A 20,350-nucleotide genomic window follows, 5' to 3' on the forward strand; every position below is an offset into this window, starting at 1 on the left:
GAGCAACAATCTACAATCGCATCGTGACCACACTGCGCGATCCGGACAATACGGCTGATCCACTCTCAACCTTCTTCGCCGAAAGCGCCACCGATCCCATCGCCCTCTTCGACCTCTGGCTCAACCGCGCCACGGCCACTGAGCCCAACGACCCCACAGCTGCGGCCCTCGCCACCAGCACGCCAGGCGGCATCCCCAGCGTACGCATGGTTCTCGTCAAGCCCACTGCGCACCAACGCTTTTGCTTCTACACCAACGGCGAAAGCCGCAAAGGCTCCGAGCTCCTCGCCAACCCCCACGCGGCTCTTTGCTTTCACTGGAAGTCTCTCCGCCGTCAGATCCGCGTCGAAGGCTCTATCACCGGGCTAAACGCAGAGCAAAGCGATACCTATTTCCACAGCCGCTCCCGAGCCAGCCAGATCGGCGCAGCCGTCTCAGACCAGAGCCGCGCACTCGCCGACCGTGCAACGATGGAGCAGCGCTTCGAAGCCTTCGCCGATACGCATCCCGGCGAAATTCCACGTCCCGGCTATTGGCGTGGCTTTTGTCTCGATCCCAGATCCATCGAGTTCTGGATCGACGGCGCCAACCGCCTCCACGACCGTTTTCTATTTACTCGCGGCGGCGACGGATGGCTAAAAACCCGCCTCTATCCCTGACCTACCTGCGTCTCGATGCTTTTCTGCAGTACAGCCTCAGCACTCAAGCGTGCCCGCTCCGCCAGCAGGGTTTTCTCCCGTGCGTTGCGTGTCATCGCAGCGGCGCGCTCAAACTCCAGCCGAGCCTCCTCATGCCGTCCAAGCCGCGCCAGCAGATCGCCGCGCACGCTGGGCAGCAGATGGTAGTTCTTCAACGCCGGCTCCTCCATCAGATCGTCAATCAGCTTCAGACCGGCAATCGGCCCATCCGCCATGCTCACCGCAACTGCATAGTTCAGCTCAATCACCGGAGATGGCATAACCTGGCCCAGCTCAGAGTAGAGCGAAACAATTCTCCTCCAATCTGTATCCTCCACGCGTACCGCGCACGCATGACACGCAGCAATCTCCGCCTGTATCAGATACGGTCCTCTCGCAGCCGCAATCTCGTTGGCGCGCTTCAGTGCCGTCAGCCCGCGACGAATCAATAGCCAATCCCACTGAGCACGGTTCTGATCCAGCAACAGAATCGGCTCTCCGGCCGCATTCGTACGCGCCCGCAATCGCGAGGCCTGCATCTCCATCAGCGCCACCAGCCCATGCACCTCCGGCTCGCGTGGCTCCAGTTCCGCCAGGATGCGCCCCAGCCGCAGCGCTTCTTCGCAAAGAGAAACCCGCATCAGCTCGGCACCCGATGTTGCCGCATATCCCTCGTTGAAGATCAGGTAAACCACCTCAAGCACCGACGACAGTCTTGCGGCCAGATCCAACCCGCGCGGCACCTGGAACGGAATACGCTTCTGAGTCAGCGTCTTCTTTGCGCGCACAATACGCTGCGCAATCGTCGGCTCCGGCAGCAGAAAAGCCCGCGCGATCTCATCCGTCGTCAGGCCGCCAACCACACGCAGCGTCAGGGCAGCTCTCGCTTCCGTTGACAGCACAGGATGGCACGCAACGAAGATCAACCGCAGCACATCGTCGTTAAACGGGTCATCTAGCGGAGTGTCGAAATCGGGCGGCGTGCGCTCCACTTCCAGCAGGCTGCGGCCAATCTCTTCATGCTTGCGCCCACTGCGTTCAGTCGCCCTGAAATGATCGATCGCGCGGTTCTTAGCCGTAGCCGTCAGCCACGCCCCAGGGTTGGGAGGAATGCCCGAGACCGGCCACTTCTCCAGCGCAATCAGCAGAGCCTCCTGCGCCAGGTCTTCTGCCAGATCCACATCGCGAACCATGCGTGTGAGTCCGGCAATCACCTTTGCGGCCTCCATCTTCCAGACGGCCTCTACGGCGCGATGCAAATCGGCGTTCGACATGCCAATCGATCACATCACGCCGGGCACTGACCGGGCAAACTCACTTCTGATTGGTCAGTTGAGCTCGCAACCGTTCTTCCCGCTCCAGTGTCTCCTTCGGCACATCTGGCCCAAAGTCCTCTATTTCGTATACCTGCCGGATCTCGATCTCGCACTCGGTACGAAACGGCGCAGGGCAGCGTTTTACCCACTCAATTGCTTCTTCCTTAGACCGCACCTGCCACAGCCAGAAGCCCGCAATCAGTTCCTTCGTTTCGGCAAACGGCCCATCGATCACCGTCCGTTCATCTCCCAGGAAGCGCACCCGCGCGCCCTTTGAGCTAGCCTGCAAACCTTCACCGGCAAGCATGACGCCGGCCTTCACCAGCTCTTCATTAAACTTGCCCATTGCCTCCAGCATCTCCGCGTCCGGCGGTATCCCAGCTTCCGAATCTTTCGTCGCCTTCACAATCACCATGAACCGCATCGTCATCTCCTTGTTCGTACAAAAAATATCAGTGTCTGAAATGCGACTCCGCTGTCTCAACGCATCAGAGGAGCCGCGTTCATCAAAAATTATTTACACCGATCACCCCATGTCATAGAGCTGGCGCAATTCGCACTCACCCACGCCCGTATGCTTCAGAAACTCCTTCACGTACTCGATAGCAGCTTCCTTCGAAGGCGCATCCAGAATCGCAAATCCACCGACAACCTCTTTCGCTTCCGTAAAAGGACCGTCCTTCACGGTGAACGCGCCATTCTCCACGCGCACGCGTGCGCCCAGCGCGCTCGGCATGCAGCCTTCCGTACCCAGCAGTTTGCCGGCCTTCATCCATTCCTCGATCAGCTTGCCCATAGAAGCCATCTCTTCGGGCGTTGGCGGGGTGTCGCGCTCAGGGGACTTGTAGATGCTCAGAAATCGCATTGAAAACTCTCCATTCTCATGATTTGCCGGAATCCACCTGCTGGCTTCTCCCCGGCTTCATATTGACAACGTCCAGGCCAACTCAAAATCGACAACCACTACAAAAAAAATTTCACGAGTATCCCACACGATCATTCTTGCCGCTACTTTCCTTTGAAAAGCCACTCCTTTCCTTAACCATCGATACGTCTTTCACACTCGCACTCGAAACTTGTCTCTTGACATATTTTTCATACCCATAATATTGTTATGCCTATGATCGATAGGAATGATGTCGTAAGTCCTGCAGGCGCGTTGCCCATGCTCGTTCTCCGCGTTCTTCAATCGGGAATTCTGCACGGCTATGCCATCGCCCAACGCATTCACGTTCTATCCAGCGAAGTCCTCGCCGTCGAGGAGGGCCTGCTCTATCCAACGCTCCAGAAGATGCTGCGCAAAGGTTGGGTTGAGTCTGAGTGGGGCGTCTCCGAAACCAACCGCCAGGTCCGCTTCTACCGCCTCACCCGCGAAGGCCGCTCGCAACTCAAAGCCGAGCTCTCCAGTTACGACCGCATCACCCAGGCTATTCAGGAAGTTCTTCGCACCGCATAAGCACGCATCTCACAGGAGGGTCCGCCGATGAAAGAGCTATTCCGCCAGATCTACTACTTGTTCCATCGGCGGCGTCTCGATGAGGAACTCCAGGACGAGATGGCGTTCCATCGCGAAATGGCCGCCCGCTCCGGACGCAAAAACTTCGGCAATCCGCAATTGATGCGCGAGCGCGCCGGCGAAGCCTGGGGCTGGACATGGCTCGACCGTCTCGTGCAGGATCTTCACTACGGCGCGCGCATCCTGCGCCGTTCCCCCGGATTCACCTTCATGGCTGTCCTCGTTCTCGCCATCGGTATCGGCATCAACGTCACGGCCTTTAGCCTCTTCGACATGTTCGCGCTCAAGCCGCTCCCTGTACGCGATGCTGATCGCATCGTGCGCCTTGAGCGTCGCTCGCCCAACGCCTATACCAGCGAGATGGCCTATCCCTCCTATGAGTTCTATCGCGACCACGCACACACACTCTCTGCTGCCATAGCTGTGTTCGGCATCCCCCCGATGCAGTTAGACAATGACGTGCAACCCACACCCGTCTCGTTTGTCACGCCTAACTACTTCACCGAACTTGGCACTATACCTGCTCTCGGCCGCATGCTCGATCCCTCGCGCGACTCCAGCCCCAGCGCATCCCCCGTAGTAGTCATCACGTATTTCCTCTGGCAGCATCGCTTCGACAGCGACCCCAGCATCGTCGGCCGCGTCATCCATCTGGACGGCAAGCCCGCTACCATCGTCGGCGTTGAGCCCTACGACGTCGCCACGCTCGGAGGTCAGGGCCCCTCCATCTGGATTCCTGTCGCGCAGCAACCCTACTTCATCGCCAAAAGCAAAGTGCTTGAGGATTGGACCAACTCCAGCATCCGCATGTGGGGCAAGCTAGCACCCGGCGTCACTGCCGCTGCCGCGGCGCAGGAGCTGCGCGCTCTCACCGACGCTATTCGCCGCGATCACCCCGATGCTGTCTGGAAGGACGAGTTCATCTTTATCTCTCCGGGCGGCCATCTGCAGGTCATGCAACCGGAGATGTATCGCGTAGCCGTCATGATTGGCGTGCTGACGCTGCTGATCCTCATCATCGCATGCGCCAATCTCGGAGGCCTCGTCACCGCGCGAGCCGTCGCACGCCAGCATGAGATGGGCATTCGTGTAGCCGTTGGCGCGGGCCGCTGGCGCATCTTCCGTCAGCTCTGCACAGAGAGCCTCATGCTTGCTGTTCTCGGCTCTATCGCCGCCATCGTTCTCGCTTACATTGTGCTCCGCATCACGCTCGCGCAGCTTGATGCGCCCAAGTGGATCAGCCCCACGCCCGACTGGCGCGTGCTCCTCTTCACCGTCGTCGCAACCGTAGTAGCATCTGTCTCTTTCGGCTTCATGCCCGCCATTCAGATCGCGCGTCAGAAGCAGCACAAGACCATTGCCCGCCAGATCCTCGTCGGCATCCAGATCGCCGGCAGCTCAGTCCTCATGATCATCGCCTCACTCATGATGCGTGCAGCGTTGCATGCGCTCTATACCGATCCCGGCTTCGGTTACGAGCAGATCGTCTCCGTCGATCCACATCTCAGCCGCCACGGTTATTCCAATTCATCCTCGCAGGCCTACCTCGCCGAAATGGAAAGCCGCCTTCGCGCCACCCCCGGCGTGCTCTCCGTCTCGCTCGTCAAGATGCCACCGCTCGGCCATGTGACCGATCGCGAAACCACCGAGATCAACAACCGCAAGGTGATGATCTATCCCAACTGGATCGCGCCCGAATTCTTTCAGACCATGGGCATTCCCATGCAGCTAGGCCGCACATTCCATCCCGGCGAAAAGAACGTTGTCATCGTCAGTCAGTCCTTCGCACGAGAGCAATGGCCCGGCCAGAATCCCCTGGGACAAACCGTGGGCGATGACCCGGACAAGAGCACCGTCATCGGCGTCGCGGGCGACGCGCATATCAACGCCCTCAACGATGACGACGCAGTCGAACAATACTGGCCAATGCAGCCCGGCGATATGCCTGACATGGTCATCATCCTTCGCGCCGCTGGTTCGCCCGGCTCGCTCACGCCGACCATAAAATCGATCGCAGGCAATCTCGACCAATCCGTCTTCCCTGAGATTCGCCAGCTCAAGGCTCTCTATCTCCAAAACGTCAATGGCATCGAGAAGGTCGCCGGCATCATCAGTCTCGTCGGCATGGTTGCCATCGCTATCTCCGCCGTCGGCATCATCGGCCTCGTCGCCTTCGTTGTCACTCAGCGCACCAAAGAGATCGCTATCCGCATCGCACTCGGCGCGCGTCCCGGCGCAGTGCTCAGCGCGGTCTTGCATCAATTTCTTTGGCCGGTTGCCATCGGTATCTTTGCTGGAATTACCCTCGCCGCGTTTGGCTCAAAGCTCTTGCGCATGGTGCTCTTCGGCATCGACAATCTCGATCCCCTCAGCTACATCACAGCCATTGCGCTCATCGGCATCATGATCGCTTTGGCGATGCTGCTGCCTGCGGCCCGCGCTCTGCGTCTGCAGCTTGCCACGATTTTGCGTTACGAATAAGAATCGCCGCTATCAATGAGCAGATTGCAAATTAGGTTGTCGTCCGTTGTCCCATCTTCTGCGCAATCGCGTCTACCGGCTTAAGCGGCAGAGTAAATCGAAAGCGTGTTCCCGATGCCGCGCCATCACTCGCGGAGGTAAAGCCGAATCTGCCACCGTGCCGCGCCACGATCTCCGCGCTGATCGAGAGGCCAAGCCCTGTGCCCCCCAATCCTTTCGTCGTAAAAAAAGGCTCAAGCATCCTCTTCTGCACGTCGGGCGTAATTCCCTTGCCTGTGTCGGAAACCGAGATCTCCAAATCCTCACGCCCTACCGCTATACGCAACTGCAGCATGCCACCCATCGGCATTGCGTCAATCGCGTTGCTTACCAGGTTGGCAATCACCTGGCGTATCTCGCCCTCGCGGCAAACTATCTGCGGCACTTCATCCGGCCACTGTTTCTCGACCATAATGCCAGAGCGTGTCAGCGCCTTATGAAACAGCGCAAGCGCCGACTCGAACAATTCAGGAACCGATGTTGGCCCCGGCGAGCTCGATTGCCGGTAAAACTTCAGCGTATGGGCGGTGATCGCGGCAATGCGTTTCAGCTCTGCCTGCGCCATCGATAGATACTGCTGCTCGGCTTCTCCTATCTGGCCCATCTGCGCCAGATACAACAGGTTGGTCACCGCCTCCAATGGATTGTTGATCTCATGCGCCACCGATGCGGCAATCTTGCCTGCGGCCGAGAGCCGGTCCGCTTCCGAGCGCGCCGCCGTCACCATCTGAATCCAGGCCGTCTTCTCGTGATACGAAACCACCAGCAGCGCCAGCGTTATCAGCATTGCATTGCCCACGCCAACCCGCGCCAGTATCTGCCCATTCAATGACCACGGTCCGGCTACAGACCGGCTGTTTCCGCCAATCATAAAAGCCTGCATGCCCACGTAGTGCATGCCGCAGATTGCAACGCCAATGCCAACAGATGCGCCAATCTGGCGACCCAGACTGTTGATGCCGCTGCCGCTCTGCGCCAGCAACTCGATTGCAGCCCACGACGCCGTGATCGCAACCACCAGCGAAGCAATCACCCAGCCTGCCATCCAGTGCACCGGCCCATCAAACGTCAGCGCCGACATGCCGATATAGTGCATCGCACAGATGCCCACCCCAACAATGCCCGCGCCTACCAGCTTCGAGCGCTCCGAAACTTCCTCTGTCACCAGCCGCAGCGCCAGCCATGAAGCGCCAATCGCAACCAGTACTGATATCAGCGTAGGAAGAATGGAGTAATACAGCGGAAACGGCGGGTGCCACGCCATCATGCCCAGAAAGTGCATAGACCAGATGCCCAGGCCGAGCGTAATTCCGGCCAGCAGCACCCACAAGCGCGGCTTCGAACTGCGTCGCGTATGGTCGACGGACTCAAACGCCACAAACCCCGAAAGGCATGCCGTCAGGAACGAGAGAAAAACCGTCCAGGAATCATAGTGGCCCGGCAAGCAATATCCTCGAAATGAGCTGGAGCGAACAGGGAACTCCGGCTCGGGATCGTTCCGCTTGCAATCATTATAGGTTCCTGCATTTTCTTGCCGGTTTCATCGCATCAATTTCAGCCAGCCAGATTTTGCCTTAGTTAGATCGTTTTGCTGGACTAGATCATTCCTCGGCGAGATCGCAACCGCCAGTTTCCCGGAATGGTGCTTCATATGTACAGACAGCACTAAAATACCGTGGATGTGTGCTGTTCATCACTTCAATCCTGTTGTATCTACCCTAGAATCTGGAACTAAGGTTTTTGTGATCGGTCCGGTCGATGGCTTAGCCCTTGTTCGGCGTTTTTTCCCGGCAGAGTCAGATCTCCAGATCGCTGCCAGGCTCATAAAAATCATGAGAGTGCTGTAAGGGGGTATCTGTGCAGGCCAGTTCCAGGTTATGGATCGGCGCCGCGGCGGCATTGGCGTTCGCTCAGGCCTGTGCATCCGCATTTCTCCCTGGTGGTCTCATACTTACTGCCGTCAGCGACGTTGTGAGCACGGTGCTCATCCTGCTGCTCGTCATCGCATTTGCGCGCAACGCCCTCGCCAGCCAGGGGCGTCTCCGTTCCGTCTGGATACTGCAATCGCTCGGCTGGTTCCTCTGGCTGGTGGATCAGTGCTTCTGGATGCTCTATGACGTGATCCTGCGCCGGCCCATGCCTGAGATGTTCCCAGGAGACGTCATCCTCTTTCTCGCTGGCGTGCCAATGTTGGCAGGTCTGCTGCTCCGGCCTCACCTGCTGCCATCCACGCGCAGCATCCGCCTTGGTTTTCTCGACTTCCTCCAGCTCATGCTCTGGTGGATCTACATCTATCTCTATTTCGTCATGTGCTGGATATATGTCTCCGAAGACCCGGCGCAGTACAACATCAACTTCGACCGTCTCTATCTCGCGCAGTTTGTCATCTTGCTCGCGGTTCTCGTGCCGCTGTTCCTGCAAAGCTCAGGCCAATGGAAGCGGTTCTACGCCTGTTTCCTCGCGGCCTCCACGCTCAACTGCCTCTCTGTAGTCGCCGAAAACACCGCCATCGAAGCCAAAACCTACTACAACGGCAGTTGGTATGACGTTCCCTTTGCCGCTTCCTTTGTCTTCTTCCTGATCGTCGCGGTCATCTCGCGCGATCTCACCCCCACGCTAGAAACCGACGAGGATCAACGCTACAACTCCTGGCTGTCCCGGCTCGCGGTCGTCGCAGTTCTGTCCCTGCCGGTTATCGTGGTTGCTGCTGTGAATGATCGTTCTCAGCCGCCCGCCATTGTTCACTTCCGCATCGTTCTCACCGCCATCACGATGTTCATTCTCGCGATTCTGATGTTCCTCAAACAGCATCGCCTCCATCAGGATCTTCGTCAGACAAACCACATCCTCGAAGAGGCGTCGATGACGGATCCTCTCACCGGCATCCGAAATCGCCGCTTCTTTTCCACCTCCATCGAGAGCGATATCGCCCGTACCTTGCGCGCCTTTACCGAAAGCGCGGACCACTCCACGCGCGACCTCATCTTCTATCTCATCGACCTTGATAACTTCAAGGAAGTTAATGACCAGTGCGGCCACGACGCCGGCGACCGCGTTCTTGTGGAAACGGCGCGCCGCCTCCAGTCCGCCATCCGCGCTACCGATGTCCTCATGCGCTGGGGCGGGGAAGAGTTTCTCATCGTCTCCCGCTCAGCGGATCGCAGATTTGCCGACGCGCTGGCTCTCCGTGTCATGCGCGCTGTGCGCACCGAGCCTTTCGCTGTCAATACTACCCAAACCCTCCGCCGCACCTGTTCCATCGGCTGGGCGGCCTTTCCATGGCTTGAAGACAACGTGAACGCTTTCAGCTATGAAGAAGTGCTCAATCTCGCCGATCAAGCCCTCATTCAGGCCAAGGAATCAGGCAAAGACCAGGCCATCGGCATGATCCCTTCGCACGGCATAGCGCAGCCATCTCCGGGTATCCGTCCAGAAGCGGATGGGCTCTCGAACACTCTCCTCTGCCGCGCTGCTGCCGACCTCGGCTCGCCCGCCTGAAACCAGACTCCTCGCACTTCAATTGCGCCGCAATTTTCCATTCTCACAACAGAAAACCGTGTACTCTGGCTACGCCATGACTGCCGCCGCATCGCTCGCCTCTGCCCCTCTCGTCGCGTTCGTTCCCATCACAGACAAGGACAAAGCTCTCGCCTTCTATCGCGATCAGCTCGGCCTCACGCTGCTCTCCGATGAAACGCCCTTCGCCCTTGTCTTCGATCTGAACGGCATCACCCTCCGAGCCACCTTTGTCGGCGAGTTCAAACCGCAGCCGTTCACCATCCTCGGCTGGCACGTCGCAGACATCGCCGGTCAGATCCAGAGCCTGCTCGATGCGGGAGTCCACTTCAACCGCTACCCTGGCATGAACGACACGCACCCGCTCGCCATCTGGACTGCTCCCGGCGGTACGCAGGTCGCGTGGCTCAGCGACCCCTTCGGCAATGTCCTCAGCCTCAGCCAAAGCCCATCCGCCTGACGGCTCAGCTTTTGTTCATCGTGCTGACGCGGATTGCGCAGCGTGCGACAAATATTGCGCATCGTCACGCACCGATTGCGCAACGTCGCACGCCGATTGCACATTGCCGCGCAGCGATTGCACATTGCTCGACGCCGATTGCGCAGTGGAAACAGCGATTCCGCCGTCTTTTTGCACAATGCAGCATTCCGGTTCTCTGAACCCACATCCCCGCAAGCTCTATTCTGAACCTGCAACCGGTAATTCCACGCAAGCACAGAACCCTCGTGTCCGACTTCGCCCAGACCGTCAAGCAGCATGCCGACATCGTCAAGATCATCGGCGGTTACATTCGCCTGCGCAAAGCCGGAGCGCAGAACTACAACGGCCTTTGCCCTTTCCATAAGGAAAAATCGCCCTCGTTTTCTGTCCACGCCAGCCGCCAGTTCTACCACTGTTTCGGCTGCGGCCAGTCCGGAGACGTCTTCAGCTTTGTCGCCAAAATCGAGAATCTGACCTTTCCCGAAGCCGTCCGAGCTGTAGCCCAGAAGTGCGGTATCCCCTTGCCGAAAAAGGAGTTCCACTCCGCCGAGGAAGCCGCCGAAGCTGGCCTGCGCCGCAAACTCCTCGACCTGCACGAAGCCGCTACCGTCTGGTTTCAAGAGCAGCTACGCTCTCCCGAGGGCGCTCTCGCCCGCGAATATCTCTCCGGTCGAGGTGTCACTCCGGAAGCCGTCAAAACCTTCCGCATCGGCTACGCTCCCGACAACTTCAACGCCCTGCGCGACCGCTTCGCCAGCCAGTTCGATCCCGAAACTCTGCGCGCCAGCGGTCTCTTCAAATGGAAAGACCAGGAAGGTGGTCCACCCCCACCGGCAAAGCTCTACGACGCCTTCCGCCGCCGCATCATGTTCCCCATCTGCCATGAAAGCGGCCGTGTCATCGCCTTCACCGGCCGCCTGGTCGACTCGCCAAGCCAGCCCGCAGGAGAAAAAGCCGGTCCCAAATACTTCAACTCGCCGGAGACACCGCTTTATACCAAAGGCCATGTTTTGTTTAATTTGGACAAGGCCAAAGCCGCCATGCGCGCCATGGAGTTCGCCCTTCTGGTCGAGGGCCAGATGGACTGTATTTCTGTCTACATGCGGGGCATTCAGAACGTAATTGCCACCAGCGGCACCGCCTTTACCGAGCAGCAGGTAGCGCTCTTGCGGCGCCAGACCACGAACGCGGTCGTCAACTTCGACCCGGATCTGGCTGGCTCCAACGCCGCTGAAAAATCCATCGCTCTGCTTACTGAGGAAGGCTTCTCTATCCGGATCATCACCCTCGACGGCGGTCTTGATCCCGACCGCTTCGTTCGAGAACGCGGCGTTGAGGCTTATGTAGCTGCCATCAAAGGTGCACGCAGCCAGGCTGACTATCTCATCGAACGGGCGCGTGCCGAGTATCCCGGCTCAAACTCCGCTGACAAGATCAACGCAATGAATTACTTGCTGCCGCACATCCGGCGCATTCCTCACAAGCTAGAGCGCGACCAGTTCGCTCATGATGCCGCGCAGAAGCTCGGCATCGACTCAGCGTTGCTGCGCGAAGAGCTGCGCCAGGCCGCATTGAAACGCCAGGATCACATCGAGCCGCGCGGGATAAACAACAACAGTGCAGGCCTGCTACCCTTCGAGCGCTTCTTCGTCGAATCCGCCTGCAACGACGAAAAATCACCCGAAGAATATGCCGAACTGCACCAGAACCTGCGTGCTTTCGACGACAAGACCCGCGCCCAATCCGGCGAGGACTGGCAGCGCCATGTTCTGCCCAATCTTCCCGCTGGACTCTTTGACCGCCTCGTCAATCGCGCTCAGAAGCAGGATGTTGAAATTACAGGAGATACCGAAGAGCAGAAGATTTTCCTGCGCAAGGTTTTTCTCGAAGCCGGCGAACTGACGAAGACCCATCAGCAAGACATGGAGATCGTCCGCGACCTGGAGATCCAGGCTCTTCGGTGGATCCTTGGCCAGAAGCGTGCCGCCATCAGTTCCGCCTCCGACCCCAATTCGCCGGAAACCCTCCGGCTGATGCAGGAAATCCTGCAACTCGAGCGCAAACTCCGCGACCTGGAGTGCGGTGAATAGTCTTTCAGAACCTTTATCTCATGGAGACAAAATGGACAACCGGATGTTCGCGGAAATGGTTAAGCGAGAGGCAGTAGATCCAACTGTCGGAGATATTCTTAAGACCCTGAAAAATCCGCGCTCCTCCCGTCCAGTGCCCGCAGGTAATTCTCAAGACCCAATCTCTACTGATTTGGATAAGTGGCTCAATGATGCCGTGCTGGCCAAGCAGCGACGGGCGGCTTGGTTCGTGCAATTGGATGAGGAAGGGCAACAAACATTGAAAGAGCTTCTGCAGGAGTGCGCCGAAGCAACCGCCTTTCATTTCTTAAATTTGATCGATGGAACGGGCGGAAGCTTCGAGGGGGTGTTTGAGATAGTTGCAGTTGATGGTGATGAGAGCAGAACAATCATCAACCCAGAGAACACGGATATGCTTCACGACCTGTTTTCTGAAGTTTGTGAAGCCAACCGGGAACGCGCCAAAGAGTAAGCTTGCGCAGCATGCCAGTTCTAAAGCCGTTTCTTCCAATACCCAGGTCTACGTTTGGCGTGAGCCACGACCAAAATCTGTACTTCTTCATCAACTTCGCGGAAGAGCAGGTAGTACGGATACCTGTGCAGAGTTGCTTTACGGAGGCTGGACGATACCGATGGAAACTGCCGTGGGCTGCGTCTGATTCGCGCCTGAACAATAGCTAGTTCGTCGAGAAAGTCGGCTGCGGCATCGCGGCTCTGAGCCCAATACCACTCGAAGGCCTGATCGATCTCATTTTCTGCTTCTGGGTGAACCGTAACTCGTGGCATCCAGTTAACTTGCGATGCGCTGCCGTAGCCGCTGTTCGATTTGCTCCCACGAGGTCAGAGTAACCTTCCCAGAGTCAATATCCGCAGCACGCCTTTCTGCCTCGGTGATCCAGCCCGCTTCAATGGCTTCATTGGACGCTGTTGCAGCCAGAATTTCCAGAGCATAAGCCTCCGGGCTGAGGCCAAGGTCTGCCGCTCTCGCTGCAAATTGCTCTGAAATTTCAACCGTAATCAGCATGGAACTAGGGTAGCACGGGACCGATGAACCAATTAGTACACCGATCTTCTCTGGAGCGGAAGCTAAAACGCTCGCAAATACATCTATATACATGAGTGAGAACTGCACGGCCCTCGGCAGGAAAGACCCGGCTGGCCGCGGCGGCAAGAAAATACTTGACGACTGCGGATGTTTTGCTGTTAATCCGGGAGGTGCAATGTGGTATTCTGGGGCTCTCTGAAGGACTTGCGCACGACTGCCCCACAGAAGAGCTGCGGCTCCGGGGCTCGCCAGATCCAGGCGAATAGCGCATTAAGTCCCGATTCGAGCCACTCAAACAGACATCGCTTTCCGATGTTTTGGGCGTTATTGCCTGCACGGCATCCGGCGGTTGGCTTTTTTCGGCCGATAAATCCGGTAAGCCGTGCTGTGTTGTGCGCCCGCACGGCAGGTGAGTCGAGACTTTCTGCGCAGGAGACATAAGCGCTTTGGCCATTGAAGACAAATTCGACGACGAAATCACAAACCTGATCGATACAGGCAAAGAGAAGGGCTATCTGACCTACGGCGACGTGAACGACATGTTGCCGGAAGATATGCACAATGCTGACGATCTGGACGACCTGATCACTACGATCGGAACCCAGGGCATCGACCTGCTCGACGGCCCGAAGTACAGCGACAAGGAGTTCGACGAGGACGGCGAAGATGTCGAGCTCGATCTGACCCCTGGCACGCTGGAAAAAACCAACGACCCCGTCCGCATGTACCTGCGCGAGATGGGCACCGTTCCGCTGCTCACCCGCGAGGGCGAGGTTGAAATCGCCAAGCGCATTGAGCGCGGGCAGATGCGCGTGCTTAAGTCGCTGTCGCGTTCTCCCGTGGTCATTCGCGAAATCGTAGGCCTCGGCGAAGACCTCAAGCGCGGCGTTCGCAACGTCAAGGAAGTGGTCACCTTCGATGAAGAAGAACTCACCGAAGATGTAGTGCAGGCCCGCGTGAAAGCCACAGCCGGCCGCATCGACGCCATCGTGCGTCACCAGAAGAAGATCGCAGGTTTTGAAGAGAAGCTTGAAACCGTCGCGCAGGTAAAGACCAAGGCCCGCGAAGCGCGCAAGACGCGCTGGATGATTGCGCGTGAGAAGGTCTACATCTCCCGTATCGTTCGCGAGCTCAAGTACACGCCTCAGGAGCGCAAGCGCTTGCTCGATAAGGTCAATAAGACCGTCGAGATCATGCGCTCGCTCGAACGGCAGATCAAATCGCTCGATCAGAAGTTCGACACCTCGAAGAGCGAGGAGATGAAGAAGGAGTATCGCCGGCAGCAGAAAAACTGCCATGTCGATCTCGAGCGCCTGGAGCAGGAGGCCGGTGTTTCTGTTGCCGAACTCCGCCGCACTCAGCGCGAAATGATCCAGGGCGATATGGACGCGGAGAAGGCCAAGCGAGAGCTGATCGAGGCCAACCTGCGACTCGTTGTCTCCATCGCCAAGAAGTACACCAACCGCGGACTGCAGTTCCTCGACCTGATTCAGGAGGGCAACATCGGCCTGATGAAGGCGGTGGACAAGTTCGAGTACCGCCGCGGTTACAAGTTCTCGACCTACGCCACCTGGTGGATCCGGCAGGCCATCACCCGCGCTATCGCGGATCAGGCCCGCACCATCCGTATCCCGGTGCACATGATCGAGACCATCAACAAGCTCATCCGCACCAGCCGTCAGCTTGTGCAGGAGCTTGGCCGCGAGCCTTCGAGTGAAGAGATCGCCCGGCGTATGGACATCCCCGTCGCGAAGGTCCGCAAGGTCCTCAAGATCGCACAGGAACCCATCTCGCTCGAAACCCCGATCGGCGAAGAGGAAGACTCGCACCTTGGTGACTTCATCGAAGACCGCCAGGCTGTTTCGCCTTCGGAAGCCGTCATCAGCGTGAATCTGAAGGAGTACACCTCACAGGTGCTGCGCACACTGACTCCGCGTGAAGAGCGGGTAATCAAGATGCGCTTTGGCCTCGAAGACGGCTCCGAGCACACGCTCGAAGAAGTGGGTCAGAGCTTCCAGGTCACGCGCGAGCGCATCCGCCAGATCGAAGCCAAGGCGCTGCGCAAGCTGCGTCACCCTTCGCGTAGCCGCAAGCTGCGCGCCTTCGTTGAAGGTGTGAAGGAACTGTAACTCCACGCTCGTCGCGAAACGGGCACGACACGAATCAAAGGCAGCGTCTCCAGTGGAGACGCTGCCTTCTTGTTTACGGGTCAGGCCGATGCCATCACAGTTCTACGAACAGAGAGCAAATCGCTATTCAGTCCTCAATGCTTGCGATGGGTTCGTTGAGGCTGCGCGCCGGGCCGGGATGAGTCCAGCAGCTGTGGCTGCCGCCGTCAGTGTCAGTGTGGCGATGGTGAGGACGGCGAGACTTATGCCCTTGGATTCATAGAGCTGAGATTCGATGTAGCGGACGCAAAACCAGGCTACGGGTATTCCGATGGCTGCAAGGCCGATCGCGGTCTGGAGCATGGCTCCGCGCATGATCATACCGACAACGGAGCCGCGGCTTGCGCCGAGGGCCATGCGGATACCGATCTCAGAGGTGCGGCGGGTTACGGTGTAGGCGGTGACACCGTACAGCCCGAGCGTTGCGAGCAGAAGAGCCACGATGCTGAAGAGAGTCATGAGGCGCGTGATCATGCGGTCCTCAGTGAAACGGTCGGCGATCTGCTCGTCGAAGGTCTGGAATTTAACAACAGAGAGATTCGGATTGATGGCAGCGAGTGTCTGGCGAGCGAGCGACTGCACATTGTCCATGGGACGATCGGTCTGGAGGACGATGGCTTCTGCGTAGAGGGAAGTGTCCCCATCGATCGGGCCCTTGCGAGCACTCTTAGGGTCGCGTTGGGTTAATGGAAGGAAATACATGTGGTGATCCTTCCAGGTCGCGGAGTTGTATGCGGTGTCTTCGACGACGCCGATGATCTCAAAGTCTCCTGAAGTTTGTGGTCCGGGTGAGCCAAAGTGGCGTCCGATCGGGTTCTCGCCGAGCTTGAAGAATCGGTTGACGAAGGACTGATTGACGACGGCGACGGATGGTGAGGTCGAGGTGTCCCGGGCAGTGAAGACACGTCCCATGAGGATGTGGGTTCCTACGGAATCGAAGTATTCGCTGCTGGTCCTGAGCCAGGATGCTCCGTCTTGAAGGTCGGGCTGGCCCTGGATCTGGACGCCGCGGCCCATGTTATTGGCCTCCATTGGCGTGTAGGAGGAGATGCCAACCTTTCGGATACCGGGGATGGCGTGGAAGCGATCTTCGATGGTTCGATAGAGCGCTTCCACTTGCGCAGGGGAGTAGCCCGCCGCCTGTGGGTTGAAATGAACGATGTATCGGTTGGTCGCGTTGAGCTTGAGATCAATGTTCCTGAGCTTATTCAAGCTTTGGATAAACATGCCCGCTCCGACCAGCAGTACCAGGGCAAGAGCAGACTGCAACACGATGAGACTGCGCTGCAGGAGTGAGGCTCCGGAGGTGGTAGCGCGGCTCCCGCTGCGGAGAGCGTCGGCCGGATCTGCATTCGATGTGATCCATGCAGGGACTACGCCAAAGAGGATGCCGGTGAGGAGTGAAACTCCGAAGGCGAAGGCGAGCACCATTCCGGAGGGCCGGGCGTCGATGGGGACGCCCTGCGCGCCGGGGAAGGCCATGGCGAGAAGCATGCGAGTGCCTGCGTAGGCGACGATGAGGCCGGCCATTCCGCTGATCATCGAGAGGACAAGACTCTCCGTCAGCAGCTGGCGGACGATCCTTGTACGCATCGCACCAAGTGCGGTTCGGATGGACATCTCTTCGTGGCGGTTCATTCCGCGGACGAGTAGAAGATTGGCGATGTTGGCGCAGGCGATGAGGAGTACGAGGCCGGAGATCCACATCAAAAGCTTCAATTTGGAGGCATAGTCGTCCTGCATCTCCTGAATACCGGCGCCGCCGGGCGAGAGGGTTACGCTGACCTTTGCCAGGTAGGGCTTGCCTAGTTCGCTAGAGAACGTCGTCGTAGCTGCGAACGACTGGCGGACCAACTCATTGATCTTTGCTCGAAGAGGAGCGATAGCTACGCCGGGTTTTACGCGGCCGATGATGTAAAGCCAACGCTGCTCGGGTTCGTGCACGAAAGTGCGGTTGGTCAAGACAGGCACGGTTTCGATCGGAAGATAAAAGTCTGGAGGGGAGCTGGAGAGACGATCGCCGAAGAAGCCTTTGGGGGCGATGCCTGTGATGATGACAGCCTTGGTGTTGATCCAGAATATGCTGCCGACGACGGAGGGGTCTCCGGCATAGTTGTTCTGCCAGGTGTTGTAGCTCATAACGGCGACGAGTGGTGCGCCGATAACATTGTCGGCGTCTGTGAAGAGACGCCCGATGCGCGGCTGCAGGCCGAAGGTGCGAAAGTAGTTCCCAGAGACGAATTCGCTGGCGACCGAGCGGGCGGCCTCCTGGGTTTTGTCGCGTCTAGCGATGACGGTGCCGAGGCCAGACTGCATCGCGGCTAATTCTTCAAACTCTGGTGCGTTCTTCTGTAGTTGCTGCCATGTGTCGGTCGAGAATAGGGCGTAGTCACCGGGATCCTGTATTCCCGAGTCAACGCAGCACTCGCTGTTGTCGCCGATGCGGATAAGATTGGCGGGGTCAACGACAGGGAGATTTTTGAGCAGGATGGCGTTGACCAGCGTGAAAATAGCGGCATTGGCTCCAATGCCGAGGGCGAGGGTTAGAACGGCAGTGACGGTGAAGCCGCGGCTCTTTCTGAGCTGCCGGAGGGCATAGCTGACGTCTTGAAGAAGAGTTCCGAGGAAGATGCTCGGACGTTGCTCGTGAGTTTGTGCTCGCGCGCTCTCGATCCCCCCGAACGCTACAACCGCCTTTCGCCGTGCCTCGTGTTGCGGCATCCCGGTCGCGACGTATTCCTGGACCTGCCGCTCGATGTGGAACTGCAACTCGTCGTCTATCTCACGATGGGGCTTTGGAGAGATCAGAAAACGAAGGCGAGTCAACCATTCTTTGAGCATCTATCCCTCCTACTTCAGCACTAACGCGATTGCTGTTGAAATGCGGCCCCAGTCTTCGAGCTCAGCTTGCAGTTGCTTCTGCCCAGTCCTGGTTAGCGAATAGTACTTCGCCTTGCGATTGTTCTCCGAAGCTCCCCACTCGGCCTGTATCCACCCCTTGTATTCCAGCCGGTGAAGAGCGGGATACAGCGACCCTTGTCCAATCTGAAGTGCATCCTTGGACACCTGCTGAATTCGTTGCGCAATACCCCAGCCATGCATCGATTCAAGGGCAAGTGTCCTCAATATCAGTAAATCCAGCGTTCCTTGCAGCAGATCAGTAGCAGACATTGTTCCCCTCGACATTCGACAAGAGAATGCATGATTTACCTGTCGAATGTCAAGGGGTAAAGATTGTCTAACAGCGCGTCCCTTTCATCGCACATGGCTGACAGTGAACGATTGGCTCTGTCGCTCTCGAAAACGGTTTTTCGGAACCTTCGCCCGAGTCTCACCAAGAATCGATGAGGCCCGGTTAGTGGCTTGCCGGTAGCTGCCTTGATCAGAGCGACACTCCGAACATTCAAATTTCGAACGGGTGGGCAGCCTTTTCTTTCACCAGAGACTATGCCTCGCCGGCTGCTCTATAATCGCGCTTGCATTTCAGAAGGGCAGAACTCAAACGTTTTTGTTGAGGACTTTGCCCAGTTCTATGCCTAGAGAGAAGAAGGAGAGACCAGTCCATGCCCAGGATCAGCCGCCGTCAGTTTGGTAAATCAGCAATCGCTTCCGCAGCCGCAGTGATGACAGCCGGCGTGCTACCGGAATTTGTCTGGAGCCAGACGCCTTCGAGTGGCCTTGCTTTTCCGAAAGGCATGCTCTGGGGATGCGCCACTGCGGCGTACCAGATCGAGGGCGCAGCAGCGGAAGATGGCCGCGGGCCGTCGGTGTGGGACACCTTTTCGCACACACCGGGCAAGACGCACGATGGCGACACGGGCGACGTTGCCGACGATTCCTATCACCGTTACAAAGAGGACATTCAGCTGCTCAAGGCCCTCGGCGTGAGCACCTATCGCTTCTCGATCTCGTGGTCGCGCGTTTTTCCCAATGGGACCGGCTCGCTCAATCCCAAGGGTCTCGATTACTACAACCGAGTGGTCGATGAGCTGCTAGCGAATGGCATCACGCCGTATATCACGCTCTTTCATTGGGATCTGCCGCAGGCGCTGCCCGGCGGCTGGCAGAATCGCGATACGTCCAAGGCATTTGGCGACTACGCGGCCTTCATCGGCAAGCATCTCTCCGACCGCGTGAAGCACTTTATGACGACCAATGAGTTTGTCTGCTTCACCGATCTTGGCTATCGCGATGGCCGCTTTGCGCCGGGACTCAAGCTTGCGGATGGTCCGGCAAACCAGGTGCGGCACCATGGCATTCTCGCCCACGGGTTGGGTGTGCAAGCGCTGCGAGCGAACACGCCTAGCGGTACCCAGATCGGCCTTGCGGAAAATGCAAATGTCTTTGTTCCGGTGATGGAGACGGAGGAGCATATCAAGGCTGCCCAGCGCGCCACTCGCATTGGCAATGCGCCCTTCCTGACCACCTTGATGGAGGGTAAATATCCAGAGGAGTATCTGAGGCATGAAGACGCAAACGCTCCCAAGGTTGAGCCGGGCGATATGGAAGCGATCGGCAGCAAGCTCGACTTTGTGGGCCTGAATATCTACACGCCGTCTTATGTGCGGGCTGACAACTCGCCGCTAGGATTTGCTGTTGAACCAGCGCCCACTTCCTATCCGCATATGGCTTCGCCCTGGATTCAGATTGCGCCGGAGTGCCTCTACTGGGGCGTTCGCAACGTGGTCGATCTCTGGAAGATTCCGGCGATCTACATCACCGAGAATGGCTGCTCATCCGACGATGTGCCGAATACCGCTGGACATATCGAAGACACGGATCGCGTGATGTATCTGCGCAACCATCTGACGCATCTGCACCGTGCAGCTACGGAGGGTTATCCGGTCAAGGGCTACTTCCTCTGGAGCCTGCTCGATAACTTCGAGTGGGCGGATGGGTATAGCAAGCGGTTTGGCATCCACTATGTAGATTTCAAGACCCTGACGCGAACGCCAAAACAGAGCGCCGAGTATTATCGTCAGATGATTGCGGAGAATGCGGTGGTATAGCCTCCGTTTTGT

Annotated in this window: 17 protein-coding genes; 9 read left to right on the plus strand and 8 right to left on the minus strand. The window is 57.9% G+C overall.

The annotated features are described in order from the left end of the window. Positions 1-23 precede the first annotated feature (23 nt). Positions 24-659, plus strand: a complete 636-nt coding sequence (gene pdxH, locus OHL22_RS17990; RefSeq protein ID WP_263340393.1) for a pyridoxamine 5'-phosphate oxidase — start codon at positions 24-26, stop codon at positions 657-659. On the opposite strand, the gene OHL22_RS17995 is transcribed toward pdxH, so the two are convergent. The 3 genes from OHL22_RS17995 to OHL22_RS18005 all read right to left on the minus strand — a co-directional run bounded on the left by OHL22_RS17995 (position 650) and on the right by OHL22_RS18005 (position 2,858). After that, a complete protein-coding gene (locus tag OHL22_RS17995; protein WP_263340395.1) occupies positions 650-1,951 on the minus strand; it encodes an RNA polymerase sigma factor in 1,302 nt (433 codons plus the stop codon). The genes pdxH and OHL22_RS17995 overlap by 10 nt on opposite strands. A gap of 40 nt (positions 1,952-1,991) precedes the next feature. Further along, positions 1,992-2,417: a YciI family protein gene (locus OHL22_RS18000; RefSeq protein ID WP_263340397.1), complete on the minus strand. Its 426-nt coding sequence runs from the start codon at positions 2,415-2,417 to the stop codon at positions 1,992-1,994. 102 nt (positions 2,418-2,519) lie between these two features. Beyond that, positions 2,520-2,858, minus strand: a complete 339-nt coding sequence (locus OHL22_RS18005; RefSeq protein WP_263340399.1) for a YciI family protein — start codon at positions 2,856-2,858, stop codon at positions 2,520-2,522. A gap of 255 nt (positions 2,859-3,113) precedes the next feature. Between OHL22_RS18005 and OHL22_RS18010 the strand changes: the two genes are divergently transcribed. Together OHL22_RS18010 and OHL22_RS18015 are read left to right on the plus strand one after the other, a co-directional pair. After that, positions 3,114-3,449, plus strand: a complete 336-nt coding sequence (locus OHL22_RS18010) for a PadR family transcriptional regulator (protein WP_263340402.1) — start codon at positions 3,114-3,116, stop codon at positions 3,447-3,449. A gap of 27 nt (positions 3,450-3,476) precedes the next feature. After that, on the plus strand, positions 3,477-5,990 hold the full coding sequence (locus tag OHL22_RS18015; protein WP_263340405.1) for an ABC transporter permease: 2,514 nt from the start codon (positions 3,477-3,479) through the stop codon (positions 5,988-5,990). 31 nt (positions 5,991-6,021) lie between these two features. Here OHL22_RS18015 and OHL22_RS18020 read toward each other — a convergent pair whose 3' ends face one another. Beyond that, positions 6,022-7,473 carry an MHYT domain-containing protein gene (locus OHL22_RS18020; protein WP_263340409.1) on the minus strand — a complete coding sequence of 484 codons (1,452 nt, stop codon included), beginning with the start codon at positions 7,471-7,473 and terminating at the stop codon, positions 6,022-6,024. A 413-nt stretch (positions 7,474-7,886) separates the two neighbouring features. On the opposite strand from OHL22_RS18020, the gene OHL22_RS18025 reads away from it, so the two are divergent. The 4 genes from OHL22_RS18025 (at position 7,887) to OHL22_RS18040 (ending at position 12,588) form a co-directional block, all read left to right on the plus strand. Beyond that, on the plus strand, positions 7,887-9,527 hold the full coding sequence (locus OHL22_RS18025) for a GGDEF domain-containing protein (protein WP_263340412.1): 1,641 nt from the start codon (positions 7,887-7,889) through the stop codon (positions 9,525-9,527). Between the two features lie 76 nt (positions 9,528-9,603). Then, positions 9,604-10,005: a VOC family protein gene (locus OHL22_RS18030; protein ID WP_263340415.1), complete on the plus strand. Its 402-nt coding sequence runs from the start codon at positions 9,604-9,606 to the stop codon at positions 10,003-10,005. Between the two features lie 266 nt (positions 10,006-10,271). Beyond that, positions 10,272-12,116 carry a DNA primase gene (dnaG, locus tag OHL22_RS18035; RefSeq protein ID WP_263340417.1) on the plus strand — a complete coding sequence of 615 codons (1,845 nt, stop codon included), beginning with the start codon at positions 10,272-10,274 and terminating at the stop codon, positions 12,114-12,116. A gap of 31 nt (positions 12,117-12,147) precedes the next feature. Further along, positions 12,148-12,588, plus strand: a complete 441-nt coding sequence (locus OHL22_RS18040) for a hypothetical protein (RefSeq protein ID WP_263340419.1) — start codon at positions 12,148-12,150, stop codon at positions 12,586-12,588. Positions 12,589-12,608: 20 nt separating this feature from the next. Here OHL22_RS18040 and OHL22_RS18045 read toward each other — a convergent pair whose 3' ends face one another. Both OHL22_RS18045 and OHL22_RS18050 read right to left on the minus strand, forming a co-directional pair. Next, complete coding sequence (locus OHL22_RS18045) at positions 12,609-12,902, minus strand: type II toxin-antitoxin system RelE/ParE family toxin (RefSeq protein ID WP_263340421.1); 294 nt, start codon at positions 12,900-12,902, stop codon at positions 12,609-12,611. A gap of 4 nt (positions 12,903-12,906) precedes the next feature. Further along, a complete protein-coding gene (locus OHL22_RS18050) occupies positions 12,907-13,233 on the minus strand; it encodes an addiction module protein (RefSeq protein WP_263340424.1) in 327 nt (108 codons plus the stop codon). 374 nt (positions 13,234-13,607) lie between these two features. On the opposite strand from OHL22_RS18050, the gene rpoD reads away from it, so the two are divergent. Beyond that, the gene (gene rpoD / locus OHL22_RS18055; RefSeq protein ID WP_263340427.1) at positions 13,608-15,290 is read left to right on the plus strand and encodes an RNA polymerase sigma factor RpoD; all 1,683 of its coding nucleotides are present in this window, start codon (positions 13,608-13,610) and stop codon (positions 15,288-15,290) included. A 123-nt stretch (positions 15,291-15,413) separates the two neighbouring features. Here the strand turns inward: rpoD and OHL22_RS18060 are convergent, their stop codons facing one another. Both OHL22_RS18060 and OHL22_RS18065 read right to left on the minus strand, forming a co-directional pair. Next, entirely contained in the window at positions 15,414-18,170 is a 2,757-nt protein-coding gene (locus OHL22_RS18060; protein WP_263340429.1) for an ABC transporter permease, read from the minus strand. A 9-nt stretch (positions 18,171-18,179) separates the two neighbouring features. Continuing rightward, a complete protein-coding gene (locus OHL22_RS18065) occupies positions 18,180-18,500 on the minus strand; it encodes a PadR family transcriptional regulator (protein ID WP_263340431.1) in 321 nt (106 codons plus the stop codon). Positions 18,501-18,892: 392 nt separating this feature from the next. Between OHL22_RS18065 and OHL22_RS18070 the strand changes: the two genes are divergently transcribed. After that, positions 18,893-20,338: a GH1 family beta-glucosidase gene (locus tag OHL22_RS18070; protein WP_263340435.1), complete on the plus strand. Its 1,446-nt coding sequence runs from the start codon at positions 18,893-18,895 to the stop codon at positions 20,336-20,338. Positions 20,339-20,350 lie beyond the last annotated feature (12 nt).

The organism is Acidicapsa dinghuensis (assembly GCF_025685685.1).
GTDB classification, from domain to species: domain Bacteria; phylum Acidobacteriota; class Terriglobia; order Terriglobales; family Acidobacteriaceae; genus Acidicapsa; species Acidicapsa dinghuensis.